This window comes from Actinomadura sp. 3N508 (assembly GCF_044326375.1).
Classification (GTDB): domain Bacteria; phylum Actinomycetota; class Actinomycetes; order Streptosporangiales; family Streptosporangiaceae; genus Spirillospora.
This window is the reverse complement of sequence record NZ_JBIRAX010000002.1, coordinates 607,326-631,825: the sequence shown is the minus strand read 5'-3', so window position 1 is coordinate 631,825 and position 24,500 is coordinate 607,326. Positions and strand designations below refer to the sequence as shown.

Sequence of the window (24,500 nt, the reverse complement as noted above, 5' to 3'; positions counted from 1 at the left end):
GCTCAGCTCCTTTCGGCGCTCTCGATATGGGTGAGCAGGTCGTTCCAGCCACGGGCCGCGGGGCCGGGTGGTTCTGCCGGGGGGGCGTCGTCCGCGTCCCCCAGCCGCCCGTCCAGGAAGGTGGTCAGGGCGTCGATCGTCGGGTGGTTCCACAGCGCGGTCGCCGGGATGCGGAGGCCGAACGCCCGCTCGGCCCTGTTGCGGATCATCAGCGCCATGATCGAGTCCAGGCCCAGCTCGGCGAGCGGGCGCCGGGTCTCCACGTCGCCGGGGCGCGTGCCCATGACGTCGGCCGCGATGGCGGTGACCGTCGCCTCGACCCGCGAGCGCCGCTCAGCGGGGGCGAGCCCGGCCCAGACATCCGCCTCCTGGACGCCGGGGCTGGAGTTCGAGGCATTCGCCTGGGCGACGACTTCGCCCAGCAGGCCGGGCGGTTTGATCTCCGGCGCGGTTCCGGTGACCGGGACCACGATCGCCTGCGCGGCGCCGACGCGGTGCGCGTGGTCCCAGCCGGTGAACGCCTCCCCGGGGCGGAGCGGCCGCAGTCCCGCCGCGCGCAGCTCGTCGATGGCGAGCCTGGCCGCCGGGTGCCGGGCGAAACCGAGACCGTCCCACACGCCCCAGTTGATGCTCGTCGCGGCGCATCCCCGGTTCCGTCGCAGGTGAGCGAGGGCGTCGAGGGAGGCGTTGGCCGCCGCGTAAGCGCCCTGTCCCGGCACTCCGGCCAAGGTGCCGGCGGACGAGAACAGCACGAAGAAGTCGACGGTGCCGGGCGGGAAGGCGTGATGGAGGACGGACGCGCCCACCGCCTTCGCCCGCAGCACCGCCTCCAGGTCTGCGGCGCCGGTGTCGGCGAGCATCCGGTCGGCGAGGACCCCGGCCGCGTGCACGACCCCGCGGATCGGCGGATGGCCTTCGCGGTCGAGGTCGGCCAGCAGCCGGGCGACAGCCTCGGGGTCGGCCACGTCGAGCGGAGCGACTCTTACCGCGACTCCCTGCCGCTCCAGCCGCCGGATGGCGGCGATCGGGTCCTGCCAGCGTTCGTCGACGGTGCCGTCCCACGTATTGCGGGGCGGCGGTCCGGTGCGGCCCGCGAGGACGAGCCTGCGGGCGCCGCGATCGGCGAGCCACCGCGCCGTGCGGAGGCCGAGCGCGCCCAGGCCGCCGGTGATGAGGTATCCGGCGTCCGGTGCGCAGCTCAGCGGCTGCCCTGCGCCCTGATCCTGCCCGGGTTCCGCCGGACGGACGGCCGGGACCAGGGGCTCGTCGGCCGCGACCACGACGCTCTCGTCCGGCGGATCGAGCAGCAGCCGCGCCAGCCAAGTGGCCCGCTCGGGGACGCTTCCCGGGGACAGGTCGGCCACGGCACATCGCAGGTGCGGGTACTCGGCCGCCGCGACCTTGGCCAGGCCCCACAGGGTGGCCGCGGCCGGTGCGTTCTCGTCCGTGGCCGCCTGCACCCCGTCCGTCACGAGCCATAGGACGGCCCCGCCGGCGCGGTGGCGCTCGGCGAGCGTGTTGATCACTTGCAGGGCGCGGCGGCAGCCGTCGAGCATGGTCGCCGGGGCGGGCGGCAGCAGGACGAACGTCCCCGGCGGCGCGTCCCACAGCGTGGACGCTTCGATGTCCACGAGCTGCCGGACGGTGGCGCCCGCGTCCTGCATGCGGTTGCGGAGTAGGTCGGCCAGCTCCGAGCGTGGGCCTAGCAGGGTGACGTCCGCTGGGGGTGTCGTTCGTGTTGCGGAGCCTTCGCCTAGCGGTCGCCATCCCACGGTGTGGACCAGCCGCCGCACGTCCAGCGTCTCGTCTTCCTGGAGAGACGCGTAGCGGACGCCGGTCAGGCCCAGAATGCGATGCCCTGCCTGCTGGTCTTCAGCGCTGATGTCGACTACCAGCTCGCCGTGCTCCGACTCGCCCTGACGCTGGACGACGCGCAGAACGAAGCGGGAGCCCGCCTGCGAGTACGCCGATAGACGGTCGATACTTGCGGGCACTCGAACGGCCGCGTCCGGCGCCGCCAAGGGCGCGATGCTCAGCGCGGCGTCGAGAACACCCGCCCATGTCGGGTCGTCATCTGCGAAGACGATGCCTGCCGTCAGGCCGGTCGCCCCCATCGACAGGGACGTGACCTGCCATGGATACGCGTTGCCCTCTATCCCGGCGGCGGTCAACGCCGACTGGACCGTGGCCGGGTCGGTGGCGCTCTCGTCTCCGCCGGGTGTCGCGCGCGGCTCCGCGACGGCAGCGGACGGGAGCACGTCGGCGGTCATGCTGTGCACCCAGGCGCCGTCCTGTCCGGCCGGTCGCACGTGGACGTCCAGCGCATGGTCCCGGACCGTCACCTGCACGTCCTGCTCCTGGTCCGGCAGCACGGGACGGATCAGCCGGATCGCCGAGACCTCCGTCCCGGGAGCCGCGCGCAGCGCCGTGTGCACCAGCACGGAGGCTGGTACCAGGGAGACCCCTTCCACCGAGTGCCGCCCGGGGTAGGGGAGCGTGCCGGGGCCGAGACGCGCCTGCCAGACCGCCAGCCCGTGGACGCCCGGCACGTCCACGCGCTCGCCGAGCAATGTCCCGGCCTTCGGGGCTGCACGGCCGCCGCCGCTGCCCGTCCCCAGCCGGGCCTCGTCGATCCAGTGCCGGCTGCGCCGCCACGCGGTGGTGGGCAGGTCGATGACACGGCCGCCGGGGAACAGCCGGTCCGGGGCGGACGGACGGCCGCCGAGCAGGATCGTCGCCGCCTGCGCGCGCATGGTCGCGGCCTCGTCGCGGTCCCGGATCAGCGTGGGCAGGACGGCCGGACGGCGCGCGCGGTCCTCCAGGGTCTCGCTGACCGCCTGCAGCAGCAGCGGATGCGGAGACACCTCGACGAAGCAGGTGAAACCGTCGTCCGCCGCGTGCGTGACGGCCGCGCTGAACCGGACCGTGCGGCGGAGGTTCGCCGCCCAGTAGGCGGCGTCGAAGGCGGGGACCTCCCGCGGATCGTCCAGGACGGTGCCGTAGAACGGCACCGCCGGAGGGCCGCCCCGGACGCCGGCGAGCGCGGCCTCCAGCCGCTCCCGGATCGGGTCGATGTGGGACGAGTGGCTCGCGTAGTCGACCGCCACCAGCCTGGCCCGGCCGCCGTCCCGCACCACCTGCTCGACCACCGCCCGCACCTGCCGCGTGCCGCCGGCGATCACCGTCTGGTGGGGCGAGGAGCGCACCGCCACCTCGACCCCCTCGTAGGGGGCGACGAGCTTCAGCACCTCGTCCTCGGCGAGGTCGAGCGAGGCCATCGTGCCGTGCCCGGCCACGTCCAGCAGCAGGCGCGACCTGCGCGCGATCACCGCGAGCCCGTGCTCGCTCGACAGCGCCCCCGCGACCACCGCCGCCGCGACCTCGCCCATCGAATGGCCGATGACCGCCGCGGGCCGGATGCCCATCGCCTCCCAGGTCCGGGCGAGGGCGACCTGCATCCCGAACAGCACCGGCTGGATCCGGTCCACCGACGACGGCGCCTCCCCGGACTCCAGCAGCCCGCGCAGCGAGAACCCGGCCTCCGCGACGAAGAGCGGATCCAGGGCGTCCACCGCATCGGAGAACGCGCGATCCTCCTCCAGCAGCCGCCGCCCCATGCCCGGCCACTGCGATCCCTGCCCGGAGAAGACCCAGACGGGTCCGTTCAGCGGGCCTCCGTCCGGAGCGCGCACGACGTGGGGGCTTTCCCCGCCCTCGGCGAGGACGTCGAGTCCCTCGCGCAGTTCGCCGGCCGTCCGCGCCAGGACCGCCGCGTGTGCCGTGCGATCCCGCCGGGCCAGGGAATAGCCGATGTCGGTCAGCGAGGGGCCGGAGCCCGGCGAATCCAGCCGCCTCCGCAGCGTCGATGACGCGTCGGCCAGGCGTTCGGGCCGGCTCCCGCCGATCAGGAAGATGCCCGGCGCGGGCAGCGCGTCCGGAGCCGCGTTCCCGGCCTCGCGCCCTCCAGCAGCCGCCTCAAGGACGACGTGGGCGTTGGTGCCGCCGAACCCGAACGACGACACGCCCGCGACCGGCGGCTTCGCGCCCCGGTAGCGCGGCCACGAGACCGGCGCGGTGATGACGCGCAGCCGAAGCTCGTCGAAGCGGATGTGCGGGTTGGGCGCGTGGAAGTGCAGGCTGGCGGGCAGCCGCCGGTGCGACAGCGCGAGCACCACCTTGATCAGCCCGGCGATGCCGGCCGCGGCCTCCAGATGCCCGAGGTTGGACTTGACCGACCCGATCAGCAGCGGCCTGCTGGCCCGCCGGCCGCCGCCCAGGACGGCGCCGAGCGCGTTCGCCTCGATGGGGTCCCCGAGCAGGGTCCCGGTGCCGTGCGCCTCCACGTAGTCGACCTCGCGCGGGTCGATCCCCGCCGCGGCGTACGCGTCCCTCAGCACGGACTCCTGGGCCGCGGGGTTGGGCGCCATCAGGCCGTTGGTGGCGCCGTCGGAGTTGACCGCGCTGCCCCGGACGACCGCCAGCACCCGATCGCCGTCGCGCGCCGCGTCGCTCAGCCGCTTCAGCACGACGATCCCGCAGCCTTCGCCGCGCCCGTAGCCGTCGGCGGCGGCGTCGAAGGTCTTGCACCTGCCGTCGCGCGCCATGACACCGGCCTGGGTGAAGCCCATCGCGATGGCCGGGGAGATGATCAGGTTCACCCCGCCGGCCAGCGCGACGTCGCTCTCGCCCGACCGCAGGCTCCGCACGGCCAGATGCACGGCGACCAGCGACGACGAGCAGGCGGTATCGATCACCATGCTGGGCCCGCGCAGCCCGAACAGGTGGGAGACCCGGTTCGCCAGGATGCTGGGGGAGGAGCCGGTGGCGGTCCAGGCGTCGACCGCGGCCGGGTCCCGCAGCTGCAGCAGGCTGTAGTCGGAGGTGGAGGCGCCGATGAACACGCCCGTCCGGGAACCCGCGAGCGAGCGGGTGGCCAGGCCGGCGTGCTCCAGCGCCTCCTGGGTCACCTCCAGGACGAGCCGCTGCTGCGGGTCCATCGCCGCCGCCTCCCTCGGCGTGATCGCGAAGAAGTCGGCGTCGAACTCCGCGATGTCGCAGTCGAGGTAGCCGCCCCTGCCGCCGGTGGTCCGGTCCCGATCTCCCCAGCGCTCGGCGGGGAAGTCCCGGGTGCCGGAACGCCCGGACAGGAGCAGCGCGGCGTATTCGGCCGGGTCGTGGGCCCGTCCGGGGAACCGGCAGCCCAGCCCCACGACGGCGACGGGCTCGTCCGGACGAGCGGCGGCAGCGGCCTGACCGCCGGCCTCCGCCGCGCCGGCCGTGACGCCCTCCGTCGGCTCCGCGCAGTAGCCGGCGAGCAGGGTGATGGTCGGATGGCTGTAGACGACCTGCGGATCGAGAGGCCGGTCCAGAAGCTCGCCCAGCTCGCCCGAGAGCTCCACCAGGTCGCGCGAGCGCAGGCCGTAGGCGTCGAACGTCCGGTCGGGGTCGACGGCGCCCGGCGGCTCGTTCACCCGTCCGGCCAGCCAGCCGATCAGCCAGTCGCGCACCTGCCCTCTGCGCACCATCGCGAGATCCTCACCTCTGAAAAGACAGCCCGAAATGACCGCCGGACGATTGATGAAAAATGGATGGAAAATCCGATGTAAAGGTTGACACCCCGACGACCGTCGACTAATTGTTTAGCGAGCGTTGCAGGCACTCCTTTGGCTGGAGGATTTCGTGGGCATTCTGGACGGCAAGAACATTCTGATCACCGGAGTTATCACCGACTCCTCGATCGCCTTTCACGCGGCCCGCCTCGCGCAGCGGGAGGGCGCCCAGGTCGTGCTGACGGGCTACGGCCGGATGAGCCTGGTCAACCGGATGGCGCAGCGGCTTCCCGAGCCCTGCCCGGTCATCGAGCTCGATGTGACCGACGACCGCCAGCTGGCGACGCTCAGCGCCCGCGCCAGTGAACACCTGGACGCTTTCGACGGCGTTCTGCACGCCATCGCCTTCGCTCCGCAGTCGGCCATTGGCGGCAATTTCATGAACACCGGCTGGGACGATGTCGCGACGGCGCTGCACGTTTCCACCTATTCGCTCAAGGCGCTCGCCGCCGCCATGCTGCCGATTCTGCGGAAGGGCTCGTCCATCGTCGGGCTGGATTTCGACGCGCGGGTGGCCTGGGACGGCTACGACTGGATGGGCGTGGCCAAGGCGGGCCTGGAATCCTGCGCCCGCTACCTGGCCCGCGACCTCGGGCCGCACGGCATCCGGGTCAACCTGGTCGCCGCAGGGCCGCTGCGCACCACCGCGGCGCGGAGCATCCCGGGGTTCGACGAGTCCGACGAGTCCTGGAACCGCAGGGCGCCGCTCGGCTGGGACACCCGCGACCAGACCGCGACGGCGCAGGCGTGCGTGGCGCTGCTGTCCGGCTGGTTCCCGGCGACGACCGGCGAGATCGTCCATGTCGACGGCGGCGCGCACGCGATGGGCGCCTAGCCCGGCCGGCGCGTTCAGCCCGGCCGGCGCGCCAACCACGGCCGACCCGCCTATCACGGGCGGCCGGCCGGTTGGCGCCGGAGCAGGACGCGCGGATCGCCGTTGTCGTACATCCCGATGAGCCCGCCGCCCGTGGACGTGGTGTCGTGCGCGGCGTAGCCGAGCAGCTCGGCGATCTCGACGGGCAGGTCTGCGGCCACGTCGGGCGGGGCGACCAGGGTGCCGTTCTCCCGCTGGCGCAGCCACCCGACGCAGTAGCTCACGGCGCACCCGCGCCGGTACTGGTCCCTGGTGCGGTTGCCCCCGCCCGCGTGGACGACGTCGTCGCGGAAGAGCAGCACGTCGCCCTCGGCCATGATCGCCGGGCGGAGCATCGACCTGGTGGCCCGCCGCCCGAGCGGCCAGCGATGGCTGCCCGGCACGACGCGCGTCGCCCCGTTCTCGGCGGTGAAGGGCGTGAGCGCCAGCATCGCGGTCACGCCCACCGGGTGCTCCTGGTGCAGCAGCTCGGGCCACCAGCCGTCGGTGTCGCGGTGCATGATCTGCGGGGTCTCCCGCGGGCCGATCTGGATGATGTCGGCGCTGTTGAGCAGGATCCGCCGGCACAGCGGTGCGAGCATCCGGTTCCCCCAGGCCAGGAGCTGCTCATGGGCGATCAGCTCGCGGGCGCTGGGGAACCTGGTGGCCAGGCCCAGCAGGCGGACCGTCCGGAACCCGAGGAAGGTGTCGTAGGCCGGTGTCCCGCTGTGGGGGAGCCCGGACTCCTCCCGGTCCTGCGTCAGCCAGGCGTCCACCTCCTGGTTGACGCGGTCGCGCAGCTCACGCTCGACCAGCCCGCCGACGACGGCCGCTCCCCACTCCAGCACCGCCGTATCGATGGCCGCCCAGTCGTACGGCGGCCCGAAACGCGGGACCTCGTCGGGGATGAGCCGCTCGTCGATGGGCGACTCGTCTGGGGTGGAGGGGGAAGGCATCGGGGGCTCCTGTCGGCCGGCGGTCAAAGGCCCATGGAGGCGCCGCCGTCCACCGGGATCACGGCTCCGGTGATGAACGCGGCCTCGTCGCCGGCCAGGAAGCGCACCACGGAGGCGATCTCGGCGGGCGCCGCGGCCCGTCCGAGCGGTGTGTGCTCGACGAACTTGGCGAGCACGCTCTCCGGCAGGCTCGCGGTCATGTCCGTCTGGACGTAGCCGGGCGCGACGACGTTGACCGTGATGTCGCGCGCGCCGACCTCGCGGACCAGCGACCGCGCGAACCCGATCAGGCCCGCCTTGGACGCCGCGTAGTTGGTCTGGCCCGCCTCGCCGAGCATCCCCACCGTGGAGGAGATCAGGATGATGCGGCCGCGCCGCGCCCGCAGGATCCCGCGCATCGCGCGGCGGACCACCCGGTAGACGCCGATCAGGTTGGTGTCGATGACCGAGATGAACTCCTCGTCGGACATCAGCGGGAGCAGGCTGTCGCGGGTGATGCCGGCGTTGGCGACGAGCACCTCCACCCGCCCCTGCCGCTCCTCGACGGTCTTGAACGCCGCGTCGACCTGCGCACTGTCGGTCACGTCGCACTGGACGCCCAGCAGGCCCGGCGGCGGTTCCCCGGTCCGGTAGGTGACGGCGACGTCGTCGCCGTGCCGGGCCAGGTCCGCCGCGATGGCCAGCCCGATGCCGCGGTTGCCGCCGGTCACCAGGCACGAGCGCGGCGCCGGGTCCGGTCGTGTGCCCGGCGCGGTGGGCGCGGTCATGACCAGTCCTGCTTCGGCAGCCCGCCGGACAGGAACAGGTCCCGGCAGGATCGGCGCCGCACCTTGCCGCTGCTGGTCCGCGGGATCGTACCGGGCCGGGTCAGGACGACCGTGCCGGTCGCCAGCCCGTGGTGCGCGGCCACGCGCTCCCGGACGGTCCGCTCGATCGACTCGACGGTGAGCGCCTCGGCCCGCGCCTTGGCCGGATGCACCTCCGCGACGACCACCAGGGACTCGCCGTCGCCGGAGTCGACGGCGAAGGCCGCCGCCCGGCCGAGCGCGGCCGCGGCCGGCGATTCCATGATCGTGGCCTCGATGTCGTCCGGGTAGTGGTTCCGGCCGTCCACGATGATCAGGTCCTTGCGGCGGCCGGTGATGAACAGCTCCCCGTCGCGCTGGAAACCGAGGTCTCCGGTGCGGAGCCAGGGGCCGGTCCCGTCCGCCAGGTGCGCGCCGAAGACCTCGGCGTCGCGGTCGGGCCGGGCCCAGTAGCCGTCGGCGACGTTGGGTCCCCGCACCCAGACCTCGCCGACCCGGCCGGGCGGCAGCGCCTGGCGGCCGTACGGGTCGACGATCCGCAGCTCGACGTCCGGCAGCGGCGTCCCGCAGCTGGTCAGCGGCAGGCAGTCGGCGGTGGACGAGCCGGTGGGCGGGTCGGCGGTCAGCGCGTGCCCGCGGCCGAGCGCGTCCCGGTCGAAGTGGCCGACGATCCTGCCCTTGACCGGCGTCGAGGACGTGACGCCCAGGGTGGCCTCGGCGAGGCCGTAGCCCGCGGCCTGGGTGTGCTCGGGCAGCCCGCACACGGCGAAGGCCGCCTCGAACTCCGCCATGCTCGCGGGACGCACCTGCTCGCCGCCGCTGAGCAGGTCTTTGAGCGAGCTCAGGTCGAGGCCCTGCTTGCGGTCCCCGGTCACCCGGCGCACGCACAGGTCGAGCGCGAAGTTGGGCGCGGCCGTGTAGGTGCCCCGGTACCGGGTGATGACGTCGAGCCAGCGGCGCGGGTCCTGGACGAACGCCCACGCGGTGAGGTGCACGGCGTGGGCGCCGACGCTGGCCGACATCAGCAGCCCGACGACGAGGCCCAGGTCGTGGAAGAACGGCAGCCACGAGACCACGACGCCGTTCCGCGAGAACCCGCCGCGGTGGCGGGTCTGCCAGCACGCCGTGACGATGTTGCGGTGCGTGACGCGCACACCGGCCGGGCGGCTGGTGGAGCCGGAGGTGTACTGGAGGTAGGCGACCTGGTCGAGGTCCACCTCGGGCGGGTGCCACTGCTCGGCGACCCCGGCCGGGATCTCGTCGACGGGAATCACCTGCTGGACGGTGTGGTCCGGGAACTCGTCCAGGAACGCGTCGACGGATTCCCTGCCCGCGACGGTGCTGAGGACGTAGCGCGGGCCGCAGTCGGCGAGGACGGAGCGGAGGCGTTCGGCCTGCCGCCCGTCCGGCGGGAAGAGCGGCACGGCCAGGACACCGGCGTAGAGGCACCCGAAGAACGCGACGACGTAAGAGGCGTCCTGGGGAAGCAGGAGCGCGACCCGGTCACCGGGGACGGTCAGCGCCTGCAGTTCGGCGGCGACCGCCCGCGCCCGCAGGTCCAGCTCGCCGAACGTCAGCGCGGCCGACTCCGACCGGCGCCCGCCGCCGAACTCGACGAAGGTGAAGGCCGGCGCCGCCGGGTCGTGCCGGGCGAGCCGGCGCAGCACGTCCACCATGGATTCGCTCAGGTCGACATCGGACGCCTCCAGCGAAATCGTCATCGCCAATTCCACCTCGAATCCATAGCCAGGTCAGACATGCGCACGATCCTTCCAGCGCGATCACATATATGCCATCTATCCTTGTCTATACACCCATTGATATAGAGCGCTCGCCACCGCCCTTCATTGGCTTGCAAGGGGTTGACACGGCGGCCCCGAGTTGGCGAATCTTGCCCTGTTCAGCACACTTCCGAAATGCGGGATCGAAACGCCATCGCCGCGCCCCGGCATATTTGCAATGGACGGATATCCAGGAAAGGCGGCTCCCGCTCGCGCGCGCCCGGCGCAGGTGCCGGGGCCCGCGCGTCCGCACAGGAGGACGACCACGATGCACAGGGGAGCGACATGGATCCGATGACCGAGGCCCTGCTGGGCGACGCCCCGGCGGAAGTGCTGGAACGGACTCCGGTGCCGGACGAGTACACCGCCCTGCACCTGCGCGCCGAAGACGCCGGCATGTTCAGCGGCGTCACGGGCGACAAGGACGTGCGCGCGTCGCTGCGCGTCGGCCCGGTGCCCATGCCGGAACTCGCCCCGGACGAGGTGCTGGTCGCGGTGATGGCCAGCTCGGTCAACTACAACACCGTGTGGTCGGCGATGTTCGAGCCGGTGCCGACCTTCGAGTTCCTGAAGCGCCTCGGCCGCACCGGCGGTCACGCGTCCCGCCACGACCGGCCCTACCAGGTGGTGGGCTCGGACGCCGCGGGCGTCATCGTGCGGGCCGGGTCGGGGGTCAGGCGCTGGCGGGTGGGCGACCGGGTCGTGGTCAGCCCCGTCCACGTCGACGACCAGCAGGCCGCCACGCACGACGACGGCATGCTCGGCACCGAGATGCGAGCGTGGGGCTTCGAGACCAACTTCGGCGGCCTGGCCTGCTACGGCGTCGTGCGCGCGAGCCAGCTCATCCCCAAGCCGGCGCATCTGACCTGGGAGGAGGCCGCGTGCATCCCGCTGTGCGGGGGAACCGCCTACCGGATGCTGGTCGGCCCGCACGGTGCCCGCATGAAGCAGGGCGACACGGTGCTGATCTGGGGGGCCACGGGCGGGCTCGGCGCGTTCGCGGTGCAGATGGTGCGGAACGGGGGCGGGATCGCCGTCGGCGTGGTCGGCTCGGCCGACAAGGCGGAGCGGCTGCGGGCGCTGGGCTGCGACGTGGTCCTCGACCGCACCGAGTTCGGCATCGGCGGCGATGACCTCGCCCCGGACGAGACCATCCGGCTCGGCAAGGGCCTCGGGAGGGCCATCCGGGCCGAGACCGGGGGCGATCCGGACATCGTCTTCGACTACGTCGGCCGGGCGACGTTCGGCCTGTCGATCTTCCTCGCCGCACGCGGCGGCACGGTGGTCACCTGCGGTTCGAGCACCGGCTACCAGCACAGGTACGACAACCGCTATCTGTGGATGAACCTCAAGCGGGTCATCGGCAGCCACGGCGCGAACCTGCGCGAGCAGTGGGAGTGCATGCGGCTGTTCGAGCGCGGCCACCTGATGCCGACGCTGTCGCGGGTCTACCCGCTGGACGAGGCCGCAGAAGCGGTCCGGCTCGTCCAGCGGAACGCCCATATGGGAAAGGTGGGCGTGCTGTGCATGGCCCCCGAATCCGGCCTGGGCGTCACCGATGAGCAGTTGCGCGACCGCATCGGCCCGGACCGGCTGAACCCCCTTCTGGAAACGCCCGTCCCGGTCGCCTGAGCGCGTCGCGTAATCCCTTCAGGTCACGTATATAGCGCGGATATAGGACGGGCCCCAATAGTGAGCGTGGAACAGATCGGTATCCGTGGAAGGAGCCGGTGGATGCATGCTCGCAACAGGAAACAACCGACCCGGACACACGGGCGTCAGCTGATGGATGCGGGAAGGCCGGGGCCGGGGCCGGCCGTCAGGGTTCTCATCGCCGACGGTGATCCGGCGGGCCGGCGAACGCTGCGGAGCCTCCTCGCGCCGGTGGCCGACGTCGAGGTCGTCGGCGAGGCGGCGGACGGCGTCGAGGCGGTCGACCTGGCGGGACGGACCCTGCCCGACGTCGTCCTCATGGACCTGGACATGCCGCAGATGGGCGGGACGGCGGCCATCCGGCGGATCCTGACCGCCCCGGACATGCCGCAGGCGGTGATCGCGATGAGCGCGGACATCGATGACGACCAGCTCTTCGACGTGCTCCAGGCCGGCGTGTCCGGCTTCCTGCTGAAGGACGCCGACCCCGCGGTGCTCGCCGAGGCGATCAGGCGGACCCACCGCGGGCACGGGCTGCTGGACCCGCTGGTGACGCGGCGGGTCATCGAACGGCTGGCCGTGCTCTCGCCGCTGCCGCTGTCCCCCGAGCTCCGCAGCCTCACCGCACGGGAGGACGACGTGCTGTCGCTCCTCGCGCAGGGACACAGCAACCGCGCGATCGCGAGCATCCTGAAGATCGGCGAGGGGACCGTGAAGATCCACGTCAATCACGTGCTCGCCAAGCTGAACCTGCGTTCGCGGGTGCAGGCGGCCATCTACGCGATCGAGCACGGCGTCATCGTCCGTGGCCGGGGCATCGCGGCCGACCCGGGCGGCGGTGAAGGTCGTCCCGGTCGCGGCGTCGCCGTCCCCGAAACCGGGAGGCTCTCCCGCGCGGTCGCATCGTGACCGTGGCACCTCCGATGGTTCGTGGAGCCGTCCTCAGATAGGGCTTGGAGCAGAGCTCCGTTAGAGAGTCGCCGAGCAGTGCGGTCAGGTTCGTCCATGGCCGCACTGCTTTCGCGTTCGCCCACCTCCCCTGCGAACCGGGCGGCCTCGCCGAGCGCTCCCCGGTGGCGCATGTCACGCTTTCCTCTTTTCCGGATACGTTCCGTTATTTCGATCCGGATTCGGGTCGGCGCTCCCGGCGTGTTTGGTTGATGGTTCACAGAACTGCTGAGAAGCGGTTAGCGAACGGTAAGCCAAGGTCGATGACAATGGATCCGGGCGGTCAAGTACTGGGCTATCGGGGCGGGGAATGAAATCTGTGTTCGGTGCGCCACCCGGAGTAATGCGAACCGCCAATCATGAGTTTTTCTCGGGCTTTGGCCCGGTTGGCGTCATCGCCCTCCGGCAGATGGAACGTTGCTGGCCAGCGCGTCGATCCACGGGGAGGACACGGTAATGACCTCGATTGACGAAACGGTGCCGGGCCGGGTCATCGGCCACGCGCTCAGGACCCCCGAGAGCCTGGCGGTGGTGTTCGCCTCCGGCCCGAACGACCCCCTTTCGGCCGAGGCCCTCTCGTACGCGGAACTCGATCGCTGCGCCCGGGCGATGGCCGCCTACCTGCGGAGCCAGGTCGAACCGGGTGACCGGGTCCTGGTGCTGCACCGGCCGGGCATCGAATTCGTGACGAGCGTCGTCGGCTGCCTGTACGCGGGGGCCGTACCGATCGCCTGCCCCGTGCCGGACGATTCCGGGCCCCACCACCTGGCGCGGGCGACCGGCATCGCCCTGGACGCCTCGCCCCGGGTGGCGCTCACCGATCCGGCGCACCTGCCGACCGTGCACGCGTGGGCCGATCAGGACGGGCTCGGCCGGATCGGCTGCCTGTCGAGCGACGGGGCGGCGGACCTGGCGCCCACCCAGTGGAAGCCACCCCAGATCACCGCGGACGACACCGCGTTGTTGCAGTACGCGTCCATGACGGGCGGCGACCAGCGCGGCGTGGCGGTCTCGCACCGGAACCTGACCGGCAACGCGGCGAGGGCGGCACGCCTCCTGGGCTGGGGCCCCGCCATGCGGTTAAGCGCCTGGTTCCCCCTGCATCACCCCACGGGCCTGATCGCCTTCCTTGAGGCGCTCGTCGTCGGGGCCACCACCGTGCAGATGGCGTCCGCCGATCCCGCGCGGCACCCGTCCGGCTGGCTGGACATCATCGATCGCTACGGCGTCGACATCACCATCGCGCCCGACAACGGCTACGAGCGGTGCGCCGGACAAGTGAGCGACGACGAACTGGTCCGGCTCGACCTGTCCCGATGGCGGCAGGCGGTCACCATCGGACGGCCCGTGCGGGCGAAGACCATCGGCGACTTCGCCGAGCGCTTCACCAAGGCGGGGTTCCGCCCGGAGGCCTTCGCGGCCGCCTACGGCCTGGCCGAAGCGACCATGATCGTCACCGCCGGTCCGGCCGGCGGGCCGCCGCGCGTGCTGCCCGTGTGCGTGGAGAGCCTCCAGCGGGGACGACTCGTCGAGGTGGACGAGGAGGCGGGCGGCCTGGAACTCGTCGCCCACGGGCCCGTGGACGGCGACGACATCCGGATCGTCGACCCCGCCTCCGGGAGCGTGCAGCCGACGGGGATCATCGGCGAGGTCTGGACCCGCGTCCCAGGCGTGACCAAAGGCCACTGGCGTGAAGACCCGGCTGCGCGCGCACCACACGGGGGCTTCCTGCGCACCGGGGACCTCGGCGCCGTCCAAGGCGGCGAGCTCTACCTCGTCGGGAAGCTGGACGAGCGCCTGGTCATCGGTGGCCGCACGATCCATCCCGAGGCGATCGAGCAGCGGGTCCGGCGGCTGGGCGGCCTGCTCGCCCAGGAGGTCCACCGGGTGTTCACGATTCCCCTGGGCAGGGAGATCGCGGTGGTCGTGGAACTGGACGGCGACACCGCCTGCTCGGACGTCGCGGCCCGGTTGAAGGCCATCGTCCGGACACGGCTCGGGGGACACTCGCCGCTGCCGGTCGCCGATGTGGTCATCGTGCCGTGCGGCACGCTCTGCGACCGCACGGGAACCGGGCTGAGCCACGACCTGATCCGCCACCTGTTCGCCGCCGACGCGCTGGTGCCGCTGCTCGACGAGCTGGGCCGCAGGTCACGCGTGCGGCCGGTGCCGCGGCTGCACCGGCTCGCCGTCCGGCCGGTGCCCGGATCCGGGCCCGCGGCGGCGACCTGGCCCGGGGGGCTGTGGTCAGCCGGTCTCCAGCGTCCGGTCGGCGGGCCGGAAGAGCCGGTTCAGCGACGCCCAGCGCTCTTCCGAGCTCTCGTCGCGAACCGCGAGGTCGAAGCCCACGGCGCGGATCAGGTCGTGGAAGGCGTACCAGGCGTGGTTCGGTGACCGGCCCTCGTTGACGGCCTCCAGCAGCCGCGCGTCGACGAGCTGCTCCACCAGCTCCCGCGCCCGCGCGATCGTCGCGTCCAGCGCGAGCGCGACGGTCCAGACCCCGAAGCGGGGCGCGTCCAGCAGCGCCAGGAGCCGGAACGCCCGGCGGGCCGGTTCGGGCAGCAGGCAGTAGCTGTCCTCGATGCGGCCCCGGACCTCCAGGTCGGCGAGGGCCAGCTCGGTCAGCCGGCTGCGGCCGTCGGCGAGCGCGTCCGCGAACGAGCACAGCGACCAGTGCGGCTTGGCCGCGAGCCGCCCCCCGGCGATCCGGACCGCCAGCGGCAGCCCGCCGCAGGAGGCCACGATCCGTTCCGCGGCGGCGTGCTCGGCCGCCACCCGTCCCCGCCCGACGATCTTCGCCAGCAGGTCCAGCGCCTCGGCGGCGGAGAACATCGGCAGATCGATCAGCCGGACGCCCTCGATCGCGGTCAGCCGCCGCCGGGTGGTCACGATGGCGGCGCTTCCCGTCCCGGCCGGCAGCAACGGCCTGAGCTGCTTCTCGTCGGCGGCGTCGTCGAACACCACGAGCACCCTGCGGCCGTGCGCCCTGCTGCGGAACAGCCGGACGCGGGCGTCGAGCCCGTACGGGATCTCGCGGGCGGGGACGCCCAGCCACTGCACCATCCCGCCGAGCACTTCGGCGGGGTCCGCCGGGCGCGGCCGCGAGCCCCGCAGATCGACGAAGAACCGCCCTTCCGGATACTCGCCGAGCGCGCGGTGCGCGGCGTGCAGGGCCGTGGTCGTCTTGCCCACGCCGGCGGCGCCGGAGATGACGACGCGGGGCTTGGGCTCCGGCCCGGTCCCGAAGGCCAGCGACGTTCCGATGGACGTGACCTCCCGCTGCCGCCCGGTGAAGTCGGCGATGTCCGGGGGCAGGTGGGTGGGCCGGACGTCGGCGCCACGGACCTCCGCCACGGCGGGACGGGGCGTCGCCCGGCGCGCCGGAAGCGCCAGCGAAGCGTCGGTCGCCAGGATCCTGCGGTGCAGCGCCTCCAGCTCCGGGCCCGGGTCGATGCCCAGCTCCGCGGCGAGGATGCCGCGATGCTCCCGGTAGGTGGCCAGCGCCTCCGCGAGGCGGCCGCACCGGTACAGCGCGAGCATGAGGTGCCCGCGGGTCCGCTCCCGCAGCGGATGCGTGGCGACCAGCCCGATCAGCTCGGAGATCAGCTCGTCGTGGCGGCCGAGGTCCATGTCGGCGCCGATGCGGTCCTCCAGCGTGGCGAGCTTGGCCTCCTCCAGCTGGGGACGCCAGGCGTCGCCGAGGTACTCGGTGACACCGGACAGCGCGGGGCCGCGCCAGAGGGCCAGCGCGTCCCGGAGGATCCCGGCGGCCTCCGCCGCCCGCCCGGCCGACGACGCGGCCTGGCCACGGGACACCAGCGTCTCGAACTCGACGAGATCCACCCGCGCGGTGCCCGTCGCCATCACGTATCCGGGGGACTGCCTGCGGATCTCGACCGCGGCGCCGAGCGTCCCGCGCAGCCTGGACACGTAGGTCTGGATCTGCGCGTTGGACGTCGCCGGCGGCTCGTCGCCCCACAGCGTCTCCGTCAGTTTGGCGTCGGAGACGACATGCCCGCGGGCCAGCACGAGCATCGCCAGGACGGTCCGCACCTTGGTGGCGCTCAGCCCGATCCGCCCGGTCGAGGTCCAGACCTCCACCGGCCCGAGAAGCCGGATGTCCATAGGCTCCACCAGTCACTGTTCAGGCCGGTCCCACCCTATCCGGGGAATGATCACGGGGGGCGGTGTGCGCCGCCCGTTCGCGGTCGCGGCTCGCACCGAGCGTGGGGTCGGCTCCCGATCGTTCACCGTGGCTTCATCCGCGGCCTTCGGAGCCCGCGTGAATGGGCCATGTCCATTTCATCGTCCGACACGAATGGAAGCGGCCGACAGGTCCTGTTTCCGTCATTCATAATCGTTGTCGTGAGGTGTTCCGGCCTGACGCTACGGAGTGTCCAAGAGCGGGCTATATTCCGGCTATACAAGTTAGTCGCGCTCAGTCCGCTCTCGGTTGCGGCGCGTGTGCCGCGCATGCTGAACTGGCGTGATACTTCAGGCAGTACGTCGTCGGCGGTGTACTCAATTGAGAGTAGAGTCCATGGTCCGACAGGCTTGCAAAGCGATCAACTTTCGGCTCTGATGATTCCTATGCGAACTGATCGGCTGCTGGCGCTCATGAATCGTGCGCGACGGCACCGGGCACCCGGAGCGAACGACGCCCTGATCGCGATCGCCGCGCTGCTTTCGGGTTGTGTTCTATTAGGGGTCGACGCCTTTTACCTTTATTCGGCTACGGCGGGCGCGGTGTGGCTCGTCCCTCCGCTGGTCCTGGCCTGCGGGTCCTTGGCGCTACGCCGCGCCAGACCCCTGCTCGGGCTGGTGCTGGCGGCGGTCGCCGTCGCCGCCGACCTGCTGGTGGGCCCGTCCTTTCTCCCCGTGCTCGTCCTGGCCGACCTGCTTTACAACGCGACCCTGTACGGATCTGCGCGCGTGGTTCCGTGGCTGGTCGTTGGGGGCTGTGCCGTGTCCGGGCTGGCGACGCTGGTCGTCCTGGCGTCCATGCGGTCCGACCGGGGCGCGCTGCCCGCCGCGGCTTGCACCTTTCTGCTGTCGGCCTGGCCGTTCGCGATGGGGCTGACGGTCCGCAGGCACCGCGAGCAAGCCGAACGCGCCGAGCAGGCGCGACGTAGGAGCGCCGTGGAATGCCGCGAGTCGGTGCTGCGGGAGAGGGCGCGGGTGACGGGCGACATCCACGACATCGTCTGCAACCACCTGAGCGCCATCGCGCTGCTGTCCACGGCCGCGACGGCCACCGCGCCGCGCGACGACGAGAAGCACCTGACGGTCCTGGCGGCGATCCGGCAGAGCAGCCTGGACGGCGTCGCCGAGGCCCGCCGCCTGATCGCGACGCTGCGCACCGGCGCGACGGCGCCCGAGCCCGGGCCCGGGGTGCTGGACCTGGCGCGCTCGCTCGTCGACCGCATGGCGAACCTGGGGTCACCGGCGCGGCTGCGGACGGTCGGCACGCCCGTCGAGCTGCACGGGGAGATCGAGGCGGCCGCCTGCCGGATCGTCCAGGAATCGCTCACCAACGCGCTCAAGCACGCCGGCGGGGCCGCCGTCGAGACCGTCCTCGCCTACCTGCCCGACCGGGTGGTGATCACCGTGGCGAACGACCTGTCCCGGACGAACCCCGACCTGGCGCTCGGCGGCTCCGGGGTCGGCCTGTTCAGCATGGCGGAACGTGCCGCGCGAGTCGGCGGGACGTGCACCGCCCGGCGCGACACGGCCGGGTGGACGGTGCACGCCGTGCTTCCGCTGAGCCCGTCCGGACGGGTGCGTCCGGAACCGTCCCTGTCCGGAGGTTCTTGATCATGACCATCCGCGTTCTCGTCGTCGACGACCACCTGTCCGTCCGGCTGGGCCTCGGCATGATCATCAATTCGGCCGACGACCTGGAGGTGGTGGGCGAGGCCGCCGGCGGCGAGCAGGCGCTGCGGCTGGCGCAGGTGCTCCGCCCGGACGTCGTCCTCATGGACATCCGCATGCCCGGCCTGGACGGCATCGCCACCACCCGGCGGATGGGCGTGCTGGGCGTGACCAACGTCCTGCTGACCACGGCCTACGACGGCGACGAGTACCTGTTCGGGGCGCTGCGCGCGGGCGCGGCCGGATTCATCCTGAAGGACACCGACGCCGACTCGCTCATCGCGGCGCTGCGGTCCGTGGCGACCGGGGGCGGGGTGCTGTCGCCGAGCGTGACGCGACGGCTGATCGCCGACTACGCCACCCGGATGTCGCCGCCCGAGGCGCGCGAGCAGCAGGCGAAGGTGCTGGAGCCGCTCACCGCGCGGGAGCAGGAGGTGCTGGTCTGCGTGGGCCGCGGCCTGTCCAACCGGCAGATCGCCACCAAGCTCGGGCTCGCCGAGAACACCGCCAAGACCCATGTCAGCCGCGTGCTCGCCAAGCTCGGCATGAACAGCAGGGTCCAGGCGGCGATCCTGGCGCAGGAACTCGACCTGGTCTGACTCAGGCGCGCAGGCGCACAGGTACTCGGGTGCTCAGGTGCTCAGGTGCGCTTCTTGAAGGCGCGCAGGGACAGCGGGGCGAACACCAGCGTGATCCCCGCGCCCCAGGCCAGCGCGATGAGCGCGTGGTCCAGGACCGGGCCGCCGACCAGCAGGCCGCGCATGGCCACACCGAGATGGCTGACCGGATTGTTCTCCATGATCCAGCCGACCGCCCTCGGGACGCCCTGGGTCGTGGGAACGAGCGACGTGCTGAGCAGGCTCAACGGAAAGATCACCACGAAGCCGAAGATCTGCACCTTCTCCGCCTGCTTGACCTTCATGGCGATGTAGACCGGCGTCCACGAGAACAGCACGACGAAGGCGAGCAGCAGCGCGAACGCCAGCAGCAGCGACGGGATCGAGGTCCCGAGCCGGAAGCCGATGGCGAAGCCCACCGCCAGCAGGACCAGCATCGACCAGGCGTGCCTGGCGGTGTCGGCGATGATCCGCCCGGTCAGCGGCGCGAAGCGGCTGATGGGCAGGCTGCGGAACCGGTCGAACACGCCCTGCTCGATGTCGGTATTGAGCCCGAAACCGGTGGTCATGCCAGCGTACAGCGCGTTCTGGGCGATGATCCCGGGGATCACCACCGGCAGGTACGCCTCGACGCTGCCCGCCATCGCCGGGCCGAACATGTAGGTGAACAGCAGCACGAGCATGATCGGCTGGAGGCTGAGCGTGATCAGCTCCCCCGGGTTGTGCTTGATCTGCAGCAGGCTCCGCCAGGCGAGCGTCGCGGTGTTGCGCGCGGCCGTCCCCGGCGGCACCCGCCGGGGCAGGCCGCGGGCCGCCGGGGACACGATTCCCGTGGCGCTCACGCCGCGGCCCCTTCCTTGGCGTCGAGGTCGTCGGCCTCGGCCTCGGTTCCGGTGTTGTCGGGACGGTGGCCGGTGAGGGAGAAGAAGACCTCGTCCAGGCCCGGCTTGCGCATGGACAGCTCGGTCAGGACGAGGTGCGCGTCGTCGAGGCGCCGGACCATCGCGGGCATGATCGCCGGATCGGTGATCGCCACGGCGATCAGCCCGTCCTCGCGCACCTCGGCGGCGGCACCGGCCAGCTCCGCGGCGAGCCGGGCCGCGCCGGCGGTGTCGCCCTCATGGCGGACGCGCATCTCCAGCACGTGCCCGCCGACCTGGGCCTTGAGCTCGTCGGGCGTGCCGTGCGCGATGAGCCGCCCGCGGTCCAGCACGATGATGTCGTCGGCCAGCCGGTCGGCCTCCTCCAGATACTGGGTGGTCAGCAGCACCGTGGCACCGCCGGCGGTCAGGCCGCGGACCATGTCCCACAGTTCGGTGCGGCTGCGCGGGTCGAGACCGGTGGTGGGCTCGTCCAGGAACAGGATCCGCGGGCGGCCGACCAGGCTGGCGGCCAGGTCCAGGCGGCGGCGCATCCCGCCCGAGTACGTCCTGGCGGGACGCTCGGCGGCGTCGCTGAGACCGAACCGGGTCAGCAGCTCCGCCGCGCGCGCCCTGGAGTCGCGGCGCGAGAACCCCAGCAGCCGGCCGATCATGAGCAGGTTCTCGGTGCCGGTGAGCAGCTCGTCGACCCCGGCGTACTGCCCGGTCAGGCCGATCAGCCGGCGCACCTGGTGAGCCGCGCGGACCACGTCGTGGCCGCCGACCCTGGCCGTGCCCTCGGTCGGCTCGACCAGGGTGGCGAGGACGCGGGTGGCGGTGGTCTTCCCGGCCCCGTTGGGACCGAGCACGCCGAGGACCGTCCCCGCCTCGGCGGTGAACGACACGCCCGCCAGCGCCTCGGTCTCCCCGAAGCGCTTCACCAGGCCCTCGGCCTGGATCGCGTAGCCCGCGTCCATGGTCACTTTTCGACGAGCTTGCGGTTGTCGCCCATCTGCGTCGTCGCGGCCCCGGGCATCGCGCCGGCGAAGGCGGGGCACTGGGCCGCGGCGGGCGGCAGCGTCGCCGGATCCACTCCGGCGACCACCTCGTCCCGTCCCGGGCCGATGCGCTCGGCCACCGTGCGGAGCTCGGCCAGCGAGAACCCGTAGAGGTCGGCGGCGTTCCCGGCGAGCATCGCCGCCGTCTCGTCGGCGGGCACGCCCGCGAAGGCGAACCGGATGGCCTCCCGGGAGTAGGGGAAGCTCGCCTCGACGTGCGGGTAGTCGCTGCCCCACATGATGTTGCCGACACCGACCAGATCCCTCTTGGCGGTCTCGGCCGGGTGCAGGAAGCTCGCGCCCACGTAGCACTGGCGCTTCCAGTAGTCGCTCGGGCGCATGGACAGCTGGTCGATCGCATGCGACCCGTGATAGGTCACCCCGTCGCCCGCCAGCCCGGACGACGTGCGCGCCGACTCGAAGAACCGGTCCATGGACCTGAGCAGCGCCGGGATCCAGTTGACGCCCACCTCGGTGAACACGACCCTCAGCTGGGGGTACTTCTCAAGGACGCCGCCGAGGACGAGCTGGCGCAGCGTCCGCTGGTCCCACCACTTCATGTCCATGAGGAAGAACATGTCGTCCTCGGGACGGTCGCCCGTCCTCGGGCCCGAGCCCCCGCTGTGGCAGTTGATGGGGATGCCCAGCTCGATGCACGTCTCCCACAGGGGGCCGTAGTAGTCGTGGTAGTAGAGCGGCGGCAGGCCCGATCCCGGCGGTGCGCCCGGGAGGAGCACCCCTCCGCGCGCCCCCGCGTCGACCGCCGCGCGGATGTCGGCGATCGCCGCGTCGATGTCGTGCAGCACGACCTGGATCACCGCGGCGCGGCGTCCCTTCGCCATGCCGCAGAAGTCCGCCGCCCAGCGGTTGTGCGCCTGCAGCCCCGCCCGCCGGCGGCGCAGCTCCGCCGCGTCCCGCACGGCGATCTGCCCGCTGGCCAGGGAGGAGAGGGAGAAGAACGGCGGGACGGTGTTGGGGTAGATGACCTCCGCGACGATCCCGTCCTGTTCCAGATCGTGCAGGCGGCGGCCGGAGTCCCAGTTCCGGGGGCCGTCCTCGCCCTTCATGTCCTCGTACGGGATCTCGTAGGCCGCCGCCCAGCTATCGAACTCCTCCAGATAGGACGACTCCAGATAATCCCGGTATCCGAAGAGCGGGGCACCGCCGTGGCAGTCCGCCGAGATCACGATGTGCCGGTCTGATGCGACCATTGATGAATCCCTTCCGAATAGAACAGTGGGGCGGCGGAGCCGTGGCCGCCGCCGCCCCACTGGACGTGCTCAGATCAGACGCGAGCGTAAGAGAACGAGAGGGTGTACTCGCTCTCCTCCGACTCCTGCTCCTTCACCTCAGGAGCCTCGACCAGCTCGTCCGGCGTCTCGGACATGGTCCAAGACTGGTCACGGATCACCAGGTTGCGCATTTGACATTCACCTCCTCTCGCCATCTCGAACGGATGGGAAATCAATGACGGCCGTCAGTGCGACGAGCCGAAATGGTGCGTCGCCTCAGCGACGACGAAGTCCATGTGAGCGCCGGTCATGCCCTCGCCGAACCCGATGTGCACCGGCCCCGCGCCCTCGTTGAGCTGCGAGTTGAACGACCAGTCCACGTGCGGCAGCACGTGCTGGTTGGTGCCGAGACCCAGTTCGAGGGCGTGCAGCCCGTACGCCGGGTTGGTCACCTCGCGGAGCGCCTCGGTGAAGTCCTCACCGCCGGCGCGCACGTCGGAGAGCACCCCGCCCTTGAGCCGCAGCACGATCGGCGCCCGCCGGTTGAGCTCGCGCCGGAGGTCGTCCGCGGCCCGGATCCGGGCGTCGCCGGCCTCGTCGAACCGCGGGTCCCGCGCGACCAGGACGCTGGAGGCCACGGCGGTGCCGTCGATGGTGAAGGGACGCGGGCGGTCCGGCGAGGGCCGGGTGGTGATGGCGAGCTCGCAGTAGCTCCCCACACTGATCCACTGCCCGGGCTCGATGACGAGCGAGGCCCAGGCGTCGATCGAGATGTCGTCGCCGAGGGTGCAGACGAAGTTCGTCCCGGGTTCGCCGTCCGAGCACGGGCGCTTCGAGACGAAGGTGAGCGGTTCGGTGTGGCTGCTGAGCTCGTCGATCCAGCCGCGGGACCGCTCGCAGGCGGCCGCGTAATCCGTCAGCAGCGTGAGGCGCAGCGTGTAGAGGGCCGCCTCGATCCCGCCGTCGAAGCTGGAGATGGGGACGAAAAGGACCCTGAACTTGCGGAACCTCTTGCGAAGCTCCCGGCTCAGCAGCGCGTTCCGGAGGAACAGGACCACGTTGGCCCCGGCCGGAAGCTCATCGACCTCGGCCATCGGGGTGCTCGCGAGCCCGTACCGGGAGGCCGCGCCGAGAAGCGTCTCGTCGTCGCTCACCGCGTGGATTTCTCCACCCGGAAAGACGGCACGGAGCTTTTCCGCCGAGACTTCCACAGAGTCGGCCCGCCGGCCGCTGGACACAGAAAGATCCGTCATTCGCCCGTCTCGCAATCCGATTCAAGGTCAGATACGCAAGGGCAATAATGCGCACCGCTATGCGGGGTGTCAAGGTCGATCAAGTCGCTGGATTCCGGCGCCGTATAGATATTTAGATTAAGGAGAGGGTCGTCCATCAAAATGCATAGTCCCGGTGCATCGCCCCTGGTAGACCGAGGTTTTCCCGGTGGCGTGCTCATCCGGAATCGGTAGGCGGACTACTGCGAAATAAGTAGCGTCAGGTCACCGGTAGTCAGTCAGGAATGAGGCGCTTTCGGGATGGGGAGATGGTGGCCTGGGCCGCGCGGCGGAACAGGCGGCACTCCGTCCGGCGGCTACAGTTCGGCGACCGCGCGCGAAGACCGCTCGTCGACAGGGGCTCTCCGGACGGCGGGGCTCAGCTCAACGGATCAGCTCAACGGATCAGCTCGACGGCTCAGTTCGACGGCTCGTCCTGCGGCGGGTCCTTCTCATCCTCGCGGGGCGAGAACCACGCCCAGATGGGCCAGATGATCCAGACCGACAGCATGGTCGACATGGACCTGATCCATGGCCACAGTTCCTTGGTGCGATCGGAGTCGTCGATCGACAGGATGATCGCGAGCAGCAGCCCGCAGGTGATGAGCCAGGTCAGGCATGCCTTGCCGAACTGGCGCCACTCGTAACGTACGTGCGCCTTGCCCGTGGGGCGCTTGCGGGGCGGGGGAGGGCCGCCGGCCCAGCGGTGCGCGAACCGGGCGTCGGCCCACCGGACCATGCCCGGGCCGAACACCACGGAGAACCCGATGTAGACGGCCGCGAGCCCGTGCTCGGCCCCGGCCGACGCTCCCGCGCGCAGATCGAGATAGGAGGCGACGAGCAGGAAGAGGTCGAGGAGCGGAACCCCCGCGAGCAGCACGGCGCCGAGCCGCCGCCGGCCGAGCAGGTAGCGTGCGGCCAGCCCGGCACCGAGAACGGCCCAGAAGCCGATCTCGCAGGCCACGATGAAGCCGATAATCATGCT

16 protein-coding genes and 1 pseudogene are annotated in these 24,500 nt (G+C 71.8%); 6 read left to right on the top strand and 11 right to left on the bottom strand.

The genetic code is table 11. From position 1 onward, the window contains the following. Window positions 1–2: 2 nt before the first annotated feature. Window positions 3–5,525, bottom strand: a complete 5,523-nt coding sequence (locus ACH34S_RS09165) for an acyltransferase domain-containing protein (protein WP_395952041.1) — start codon at window positions 5,523–5,525, stop codon at window positions 3–5. A 154-nt stretch (window positions 5,526–5,679) separates the two neighbouring features. Between ACH34S_RS09165 and fabI the strand changes: the two genes are divergently transcribed. Further along, window positions 5,680–6,444, top strand: coding sequence for an enoyl-ACP reductase FabI (fabI, locus tag ACH34S_RS09160; protein WP_395952040.1), 765 nt, complete (start codon window positions 5,680–5,682; stop codon window positions 6,442–6,444). A 53-nt stretch (window positions 6,445–6,497) separates the two neighbouring features. Here the strand turns inward: fabI and ACH34S_RS09155 are convergent, their stop codons facing one another. From ACH34S_RS09155 to ACH34S_RS09145, 3 genes are read right to left on the bottom strand one after another with little or no spacing between them, the layout of a single operon-like run. Further along, the gene (locus ACH34S_RS09155; protein WP_395952039.1) at window positions 6,498–7,418 is read right to left on the bottom strand and encodes a phytanoyl-CoA dioxygenase family protein; all 921 of its coding nucleotides are present in this window, start codon (window positions 7,416–7,418) and stop codon (window positions 6,498–6,500) included. Window positions 7,419–7,441: 23 nt separating this feature from the next. Then, window positions 7,442–8,185, bottom strand: a complete 744-nt coding sequence (gene fabG / locus ACH34S_RS09150) for a 3-oxoacyl-ACP reductase FabG (protein WP_395952038.1) — start codon at window positions 8,183–8,185, stop codon at window positions 7,442–7,444. Beyond that, complete coding sequence (locus ACH34S_RS09145) at window positions 8,182–9,945, bottom strand: fatty acyl-AMP ligase (protein WP_395952037.1); 1,764 nt, start codon at window positions 9,943–9,945, stop codon at window positions 8,182–8,184. The genes fabG and ACH34S_RS09145 overlap by 4 nt, the downstream gene beginning before the upstream one ends. A gap of 345 nt (window positions 9,946–10,290) precedes the next feature. Here ACH34S_RS09145 and ccrA point away from each other — a divergent pair, with 345 nt between their 5' ends. The 3 genes and pseudogenes from ccrA to ACH34S_RS09130 all read left to right on the top strand — a co-directional run. Further along, window positions 10,291–11,637 (top strand): crotonyl-CoA carboxylase/reductase, encoded by a 1,347-nt coding sequence (gene ccrA, locus ACH34S_RS09140; RefSeq protein WP_395952036.1) that lies wholly within the window; start codon window positions 10,291–10,293, stop codon window positions 11,635–11,637. Window positions 11,638–11,739: 102 nt separating this feature from the next. Further along, the gene (locus tag ACH34S_RS09135) at window positions 11,740–12,567 is read left to right on the top strand and encodes a response regulator (protein WP_395952035.1); all 828 of its coding nucleotides are present in this window, start codon (window positions 11,740–11,742) and stop codon (window positions 12,565–12,567) included. A 495-nt stretch (window positions 12,568–13,062) separates the two neighbouring features. After that, window positions 13,063–14,283 (top strand): annotated as a pseudogene (locus ACH34S_RS09130) (AMP-binding protein); the annotation flags it as partial. A 570-nt stretch (window positions 14,284–14,853) separates the two neighbouring features. Here the strand turns inward: ACH34S_RS09130 and ACH34S_RS09125 are convergent. Beyond that, on the bottom strand, window positions 14,854–16,731 hold the full coding sequence (locus tag ACH34S_RS09125; RefSeq protein ID WP_395952034.1) for a BTAD domain-containing putative transcriptional regulator: 1,878 nt from the start codon (window positions 16,729–16,731) through the stop codon (window positions 14,854–14,856). Between the two features lie 465 nt (window positions 16,732–17,196). Here ACH34S_RS09125 and ACH34S_RS09120 point away from each other — a divergent pair, with 465 nt between their 5' ends. Both ACH34S_RS09120 and ACH34S_RS09115 read left to right on the top strand, forming a co-directional pair. Further along, a complete protein-coding gene (locus ACH34S_RS09120; protein WP_395952033.1) occupies window positions 17,197–18,420 on the top strand; it encodes a sensor histidine kinase in 1,224 nt (407 codons plus the stop codon). Window positions 18,421–18,422: 2 nt separating this feature from the next. After that, a complete protein-coding gene (locus ACH34S_RS09115; RefSeq protein ID WP_395952032.1) occupies window positions 18,423–19,076 on the top strand; it encodes a response regulator in 654 nt (217 codons plus the stop codon). Window positions 19,077–19,117: 41 nt separating this feature from the next. On the opposite strand, the gene ACH34S_RS09110 is transcribed toward ACH34S_RS09115, so the two are convergent. The 6 genes from ACH34S_RS09110 to ACH34S_RS09085 all read right to left on the bottom strand — a co-directional run bounded on the left by ACH34S_RS09110 (window position 19,118) and on the right by ACH34S_RS09085 (window position 24,497). Next, window positions 19,118–19,936, bottom strand: coding sequence for an ABC transporter permease (locus ACH34S_RS09110; protein WP_395952031.1), 819 nt, complete (start codon window positions 19,934–19,936; stop codon window positions 19,118–19,120). Continuing rightward, on the bottom strand, window positions 19,933–20,931 hold the full coding sequence (locus ACH34S_RS09105) for an ATP-binding cassette domain-containing protein (RefSeq protein ID WP_395952423.1): 999 nt from the start codon (window positions 20,929–20,931) through the stop codon (window positions 19,933–19,935). The genes ACH34S_RS09110 and ACH34S_RS09105 overlap by 4 nt, the downstream gene beginning before the upstream one ends. A gap of 2 nt (window positions 20,932–20,933) precedes the next feature. Then, a complete protein-coding gene (locus ACH34S_RS09100; RefSeq protein ID WP_395952030.1) occupies window positions 20,934–22,223 on the bottom strand; it encodes an amidohydrolase family protein in 1,290 nt (429 codons plus the stop codon). Between the two features lie 74 nt (window positions 22,224–22,297). Continuing rightward, window positions 22,298–22,435, bottom strand: a complete 138-nt coding sequence (locus ACH34S_RS09095) for a hypothetical protein (RefSeq protein WP_395952029.1) — start codon at window positions 22,433–22,435, stop codon at window positions 22,298–22,300. 54 nt (window positions 22,436–22,489) lie between these two features. Then, the gene (locus ACH34S_RS09090; RefSeq protein ID WP_395952028.1) at window positions 22,490–23,398 is read right to left on the bottom strand and encodes a hypothetical protein; all 909 of its coding nucleotides are present in this window, start codon (window positions 23,396–23,398) and stop codon (window positions 22,490–22,492) included. Between the two features lie 535 nt (window positions 23,399–23,933). Then, window positions 23,934–24,497: a hypothetical protein gene (locus tag ACH34S_RS09085; protein ID WP_395952027.1), complete on the bottom strand. Its 564-nt coding sequence runs from the start codon at window positions 24,495–24,497 to the stop codon at window positions 23,934–23,936. Window positions 24,498–24,500 lie beyond the last annotated feature (3 nt).

Coding starts and splice junctions, on each gene's coding strand:
- ACH34S_RS09165 (WP_395952041.1), bottom strand. CDS start 5,525: ATGGTGCGCAGAGGGCAGGTGCGCGACTGGCTGATCGGCTGGCTGGCC.
- ACH34S_RS09155 (WP_395952039.1), bottom strand. CDS start 7,418: ATGCCTTCCCCCTCCACCCCAGACGAGTCGCCCATCGACGAGCGGCTC.
- fabG (WP_395952038.1), bottom strand. CDS start 8,185: ATGACCGCGCCCACCGCGCCGGGCACACGACCGGACCCGGCGCCGCGC.
- ACH34S_RS09145 (WP_395952037.1), bottom strand. CDS start 9,945: ATGACGATTTCGCTGGAGGCGTCCGATGTCGACCTGAGCGAATCCATG.
- ccrA (WP_395952036.1), top strand. CDS start 10,291: ATGGATCCGATGACCGAGGCCCTGCTGGGCGACGCCCCGGCGGAAGTG.
- ACH34S_RS09135 (WP_395952035.1), top strand. CDS start 11,740: ATGCATGCTCGCAACAGGAAACAACCGACCCGGACACACGGGCGTCAG.
- ACH34S_RS09125 (WP_395952034.1), bottom strand. CDS start 16,731: ATGGACATCCGGCTTCTCGGGCCGGTGGAGGTCTGGACCTCGACCGGG.
- ACH34S_RS09120 (WP_395952033.1), top strand. CDS start 17,197: ATGCGAACTGATCGGCTGCTGGCGCTCATGAATCGTGCGCGACGGCAC.
- ACH34S_RS09115 (WP_395952032.1), top strand. CDS start 18,423: ATGACCATCCGCGTTCTCGTCGTCGACGACCACCTGTCCGTCCGGCTG.
- ACH34S_RS09105 (WP_395952423.1), bottom strand. CDS start 20,931: ATGGACGCGGGCTACGCGATCCAGGCCGAGGGCCTGGTGAAGCGCTTC.
- ACH34S_RS09100 (WP_395952030.1), bottom strand. CDS start 22,223: ATGGTCGCATCAGACCGGCACATCGTGATCTCGGCGGACTGCCACGGC.
- ACH34S_RS09095 (WP_395952029.1), bottom strand. CDS start 22,435: ATGCGCAACCTGGTGATCCGTGACCAGTCTTGGACCATGTCCGAGACG.
- ACH34S_RS09085 (WP_395952027.1), bottom strand. CDS start 24,497: ATGATTATCGGCTTCATCGTGGCCTGCGAGATCGGCTTCTGGGCCGTT.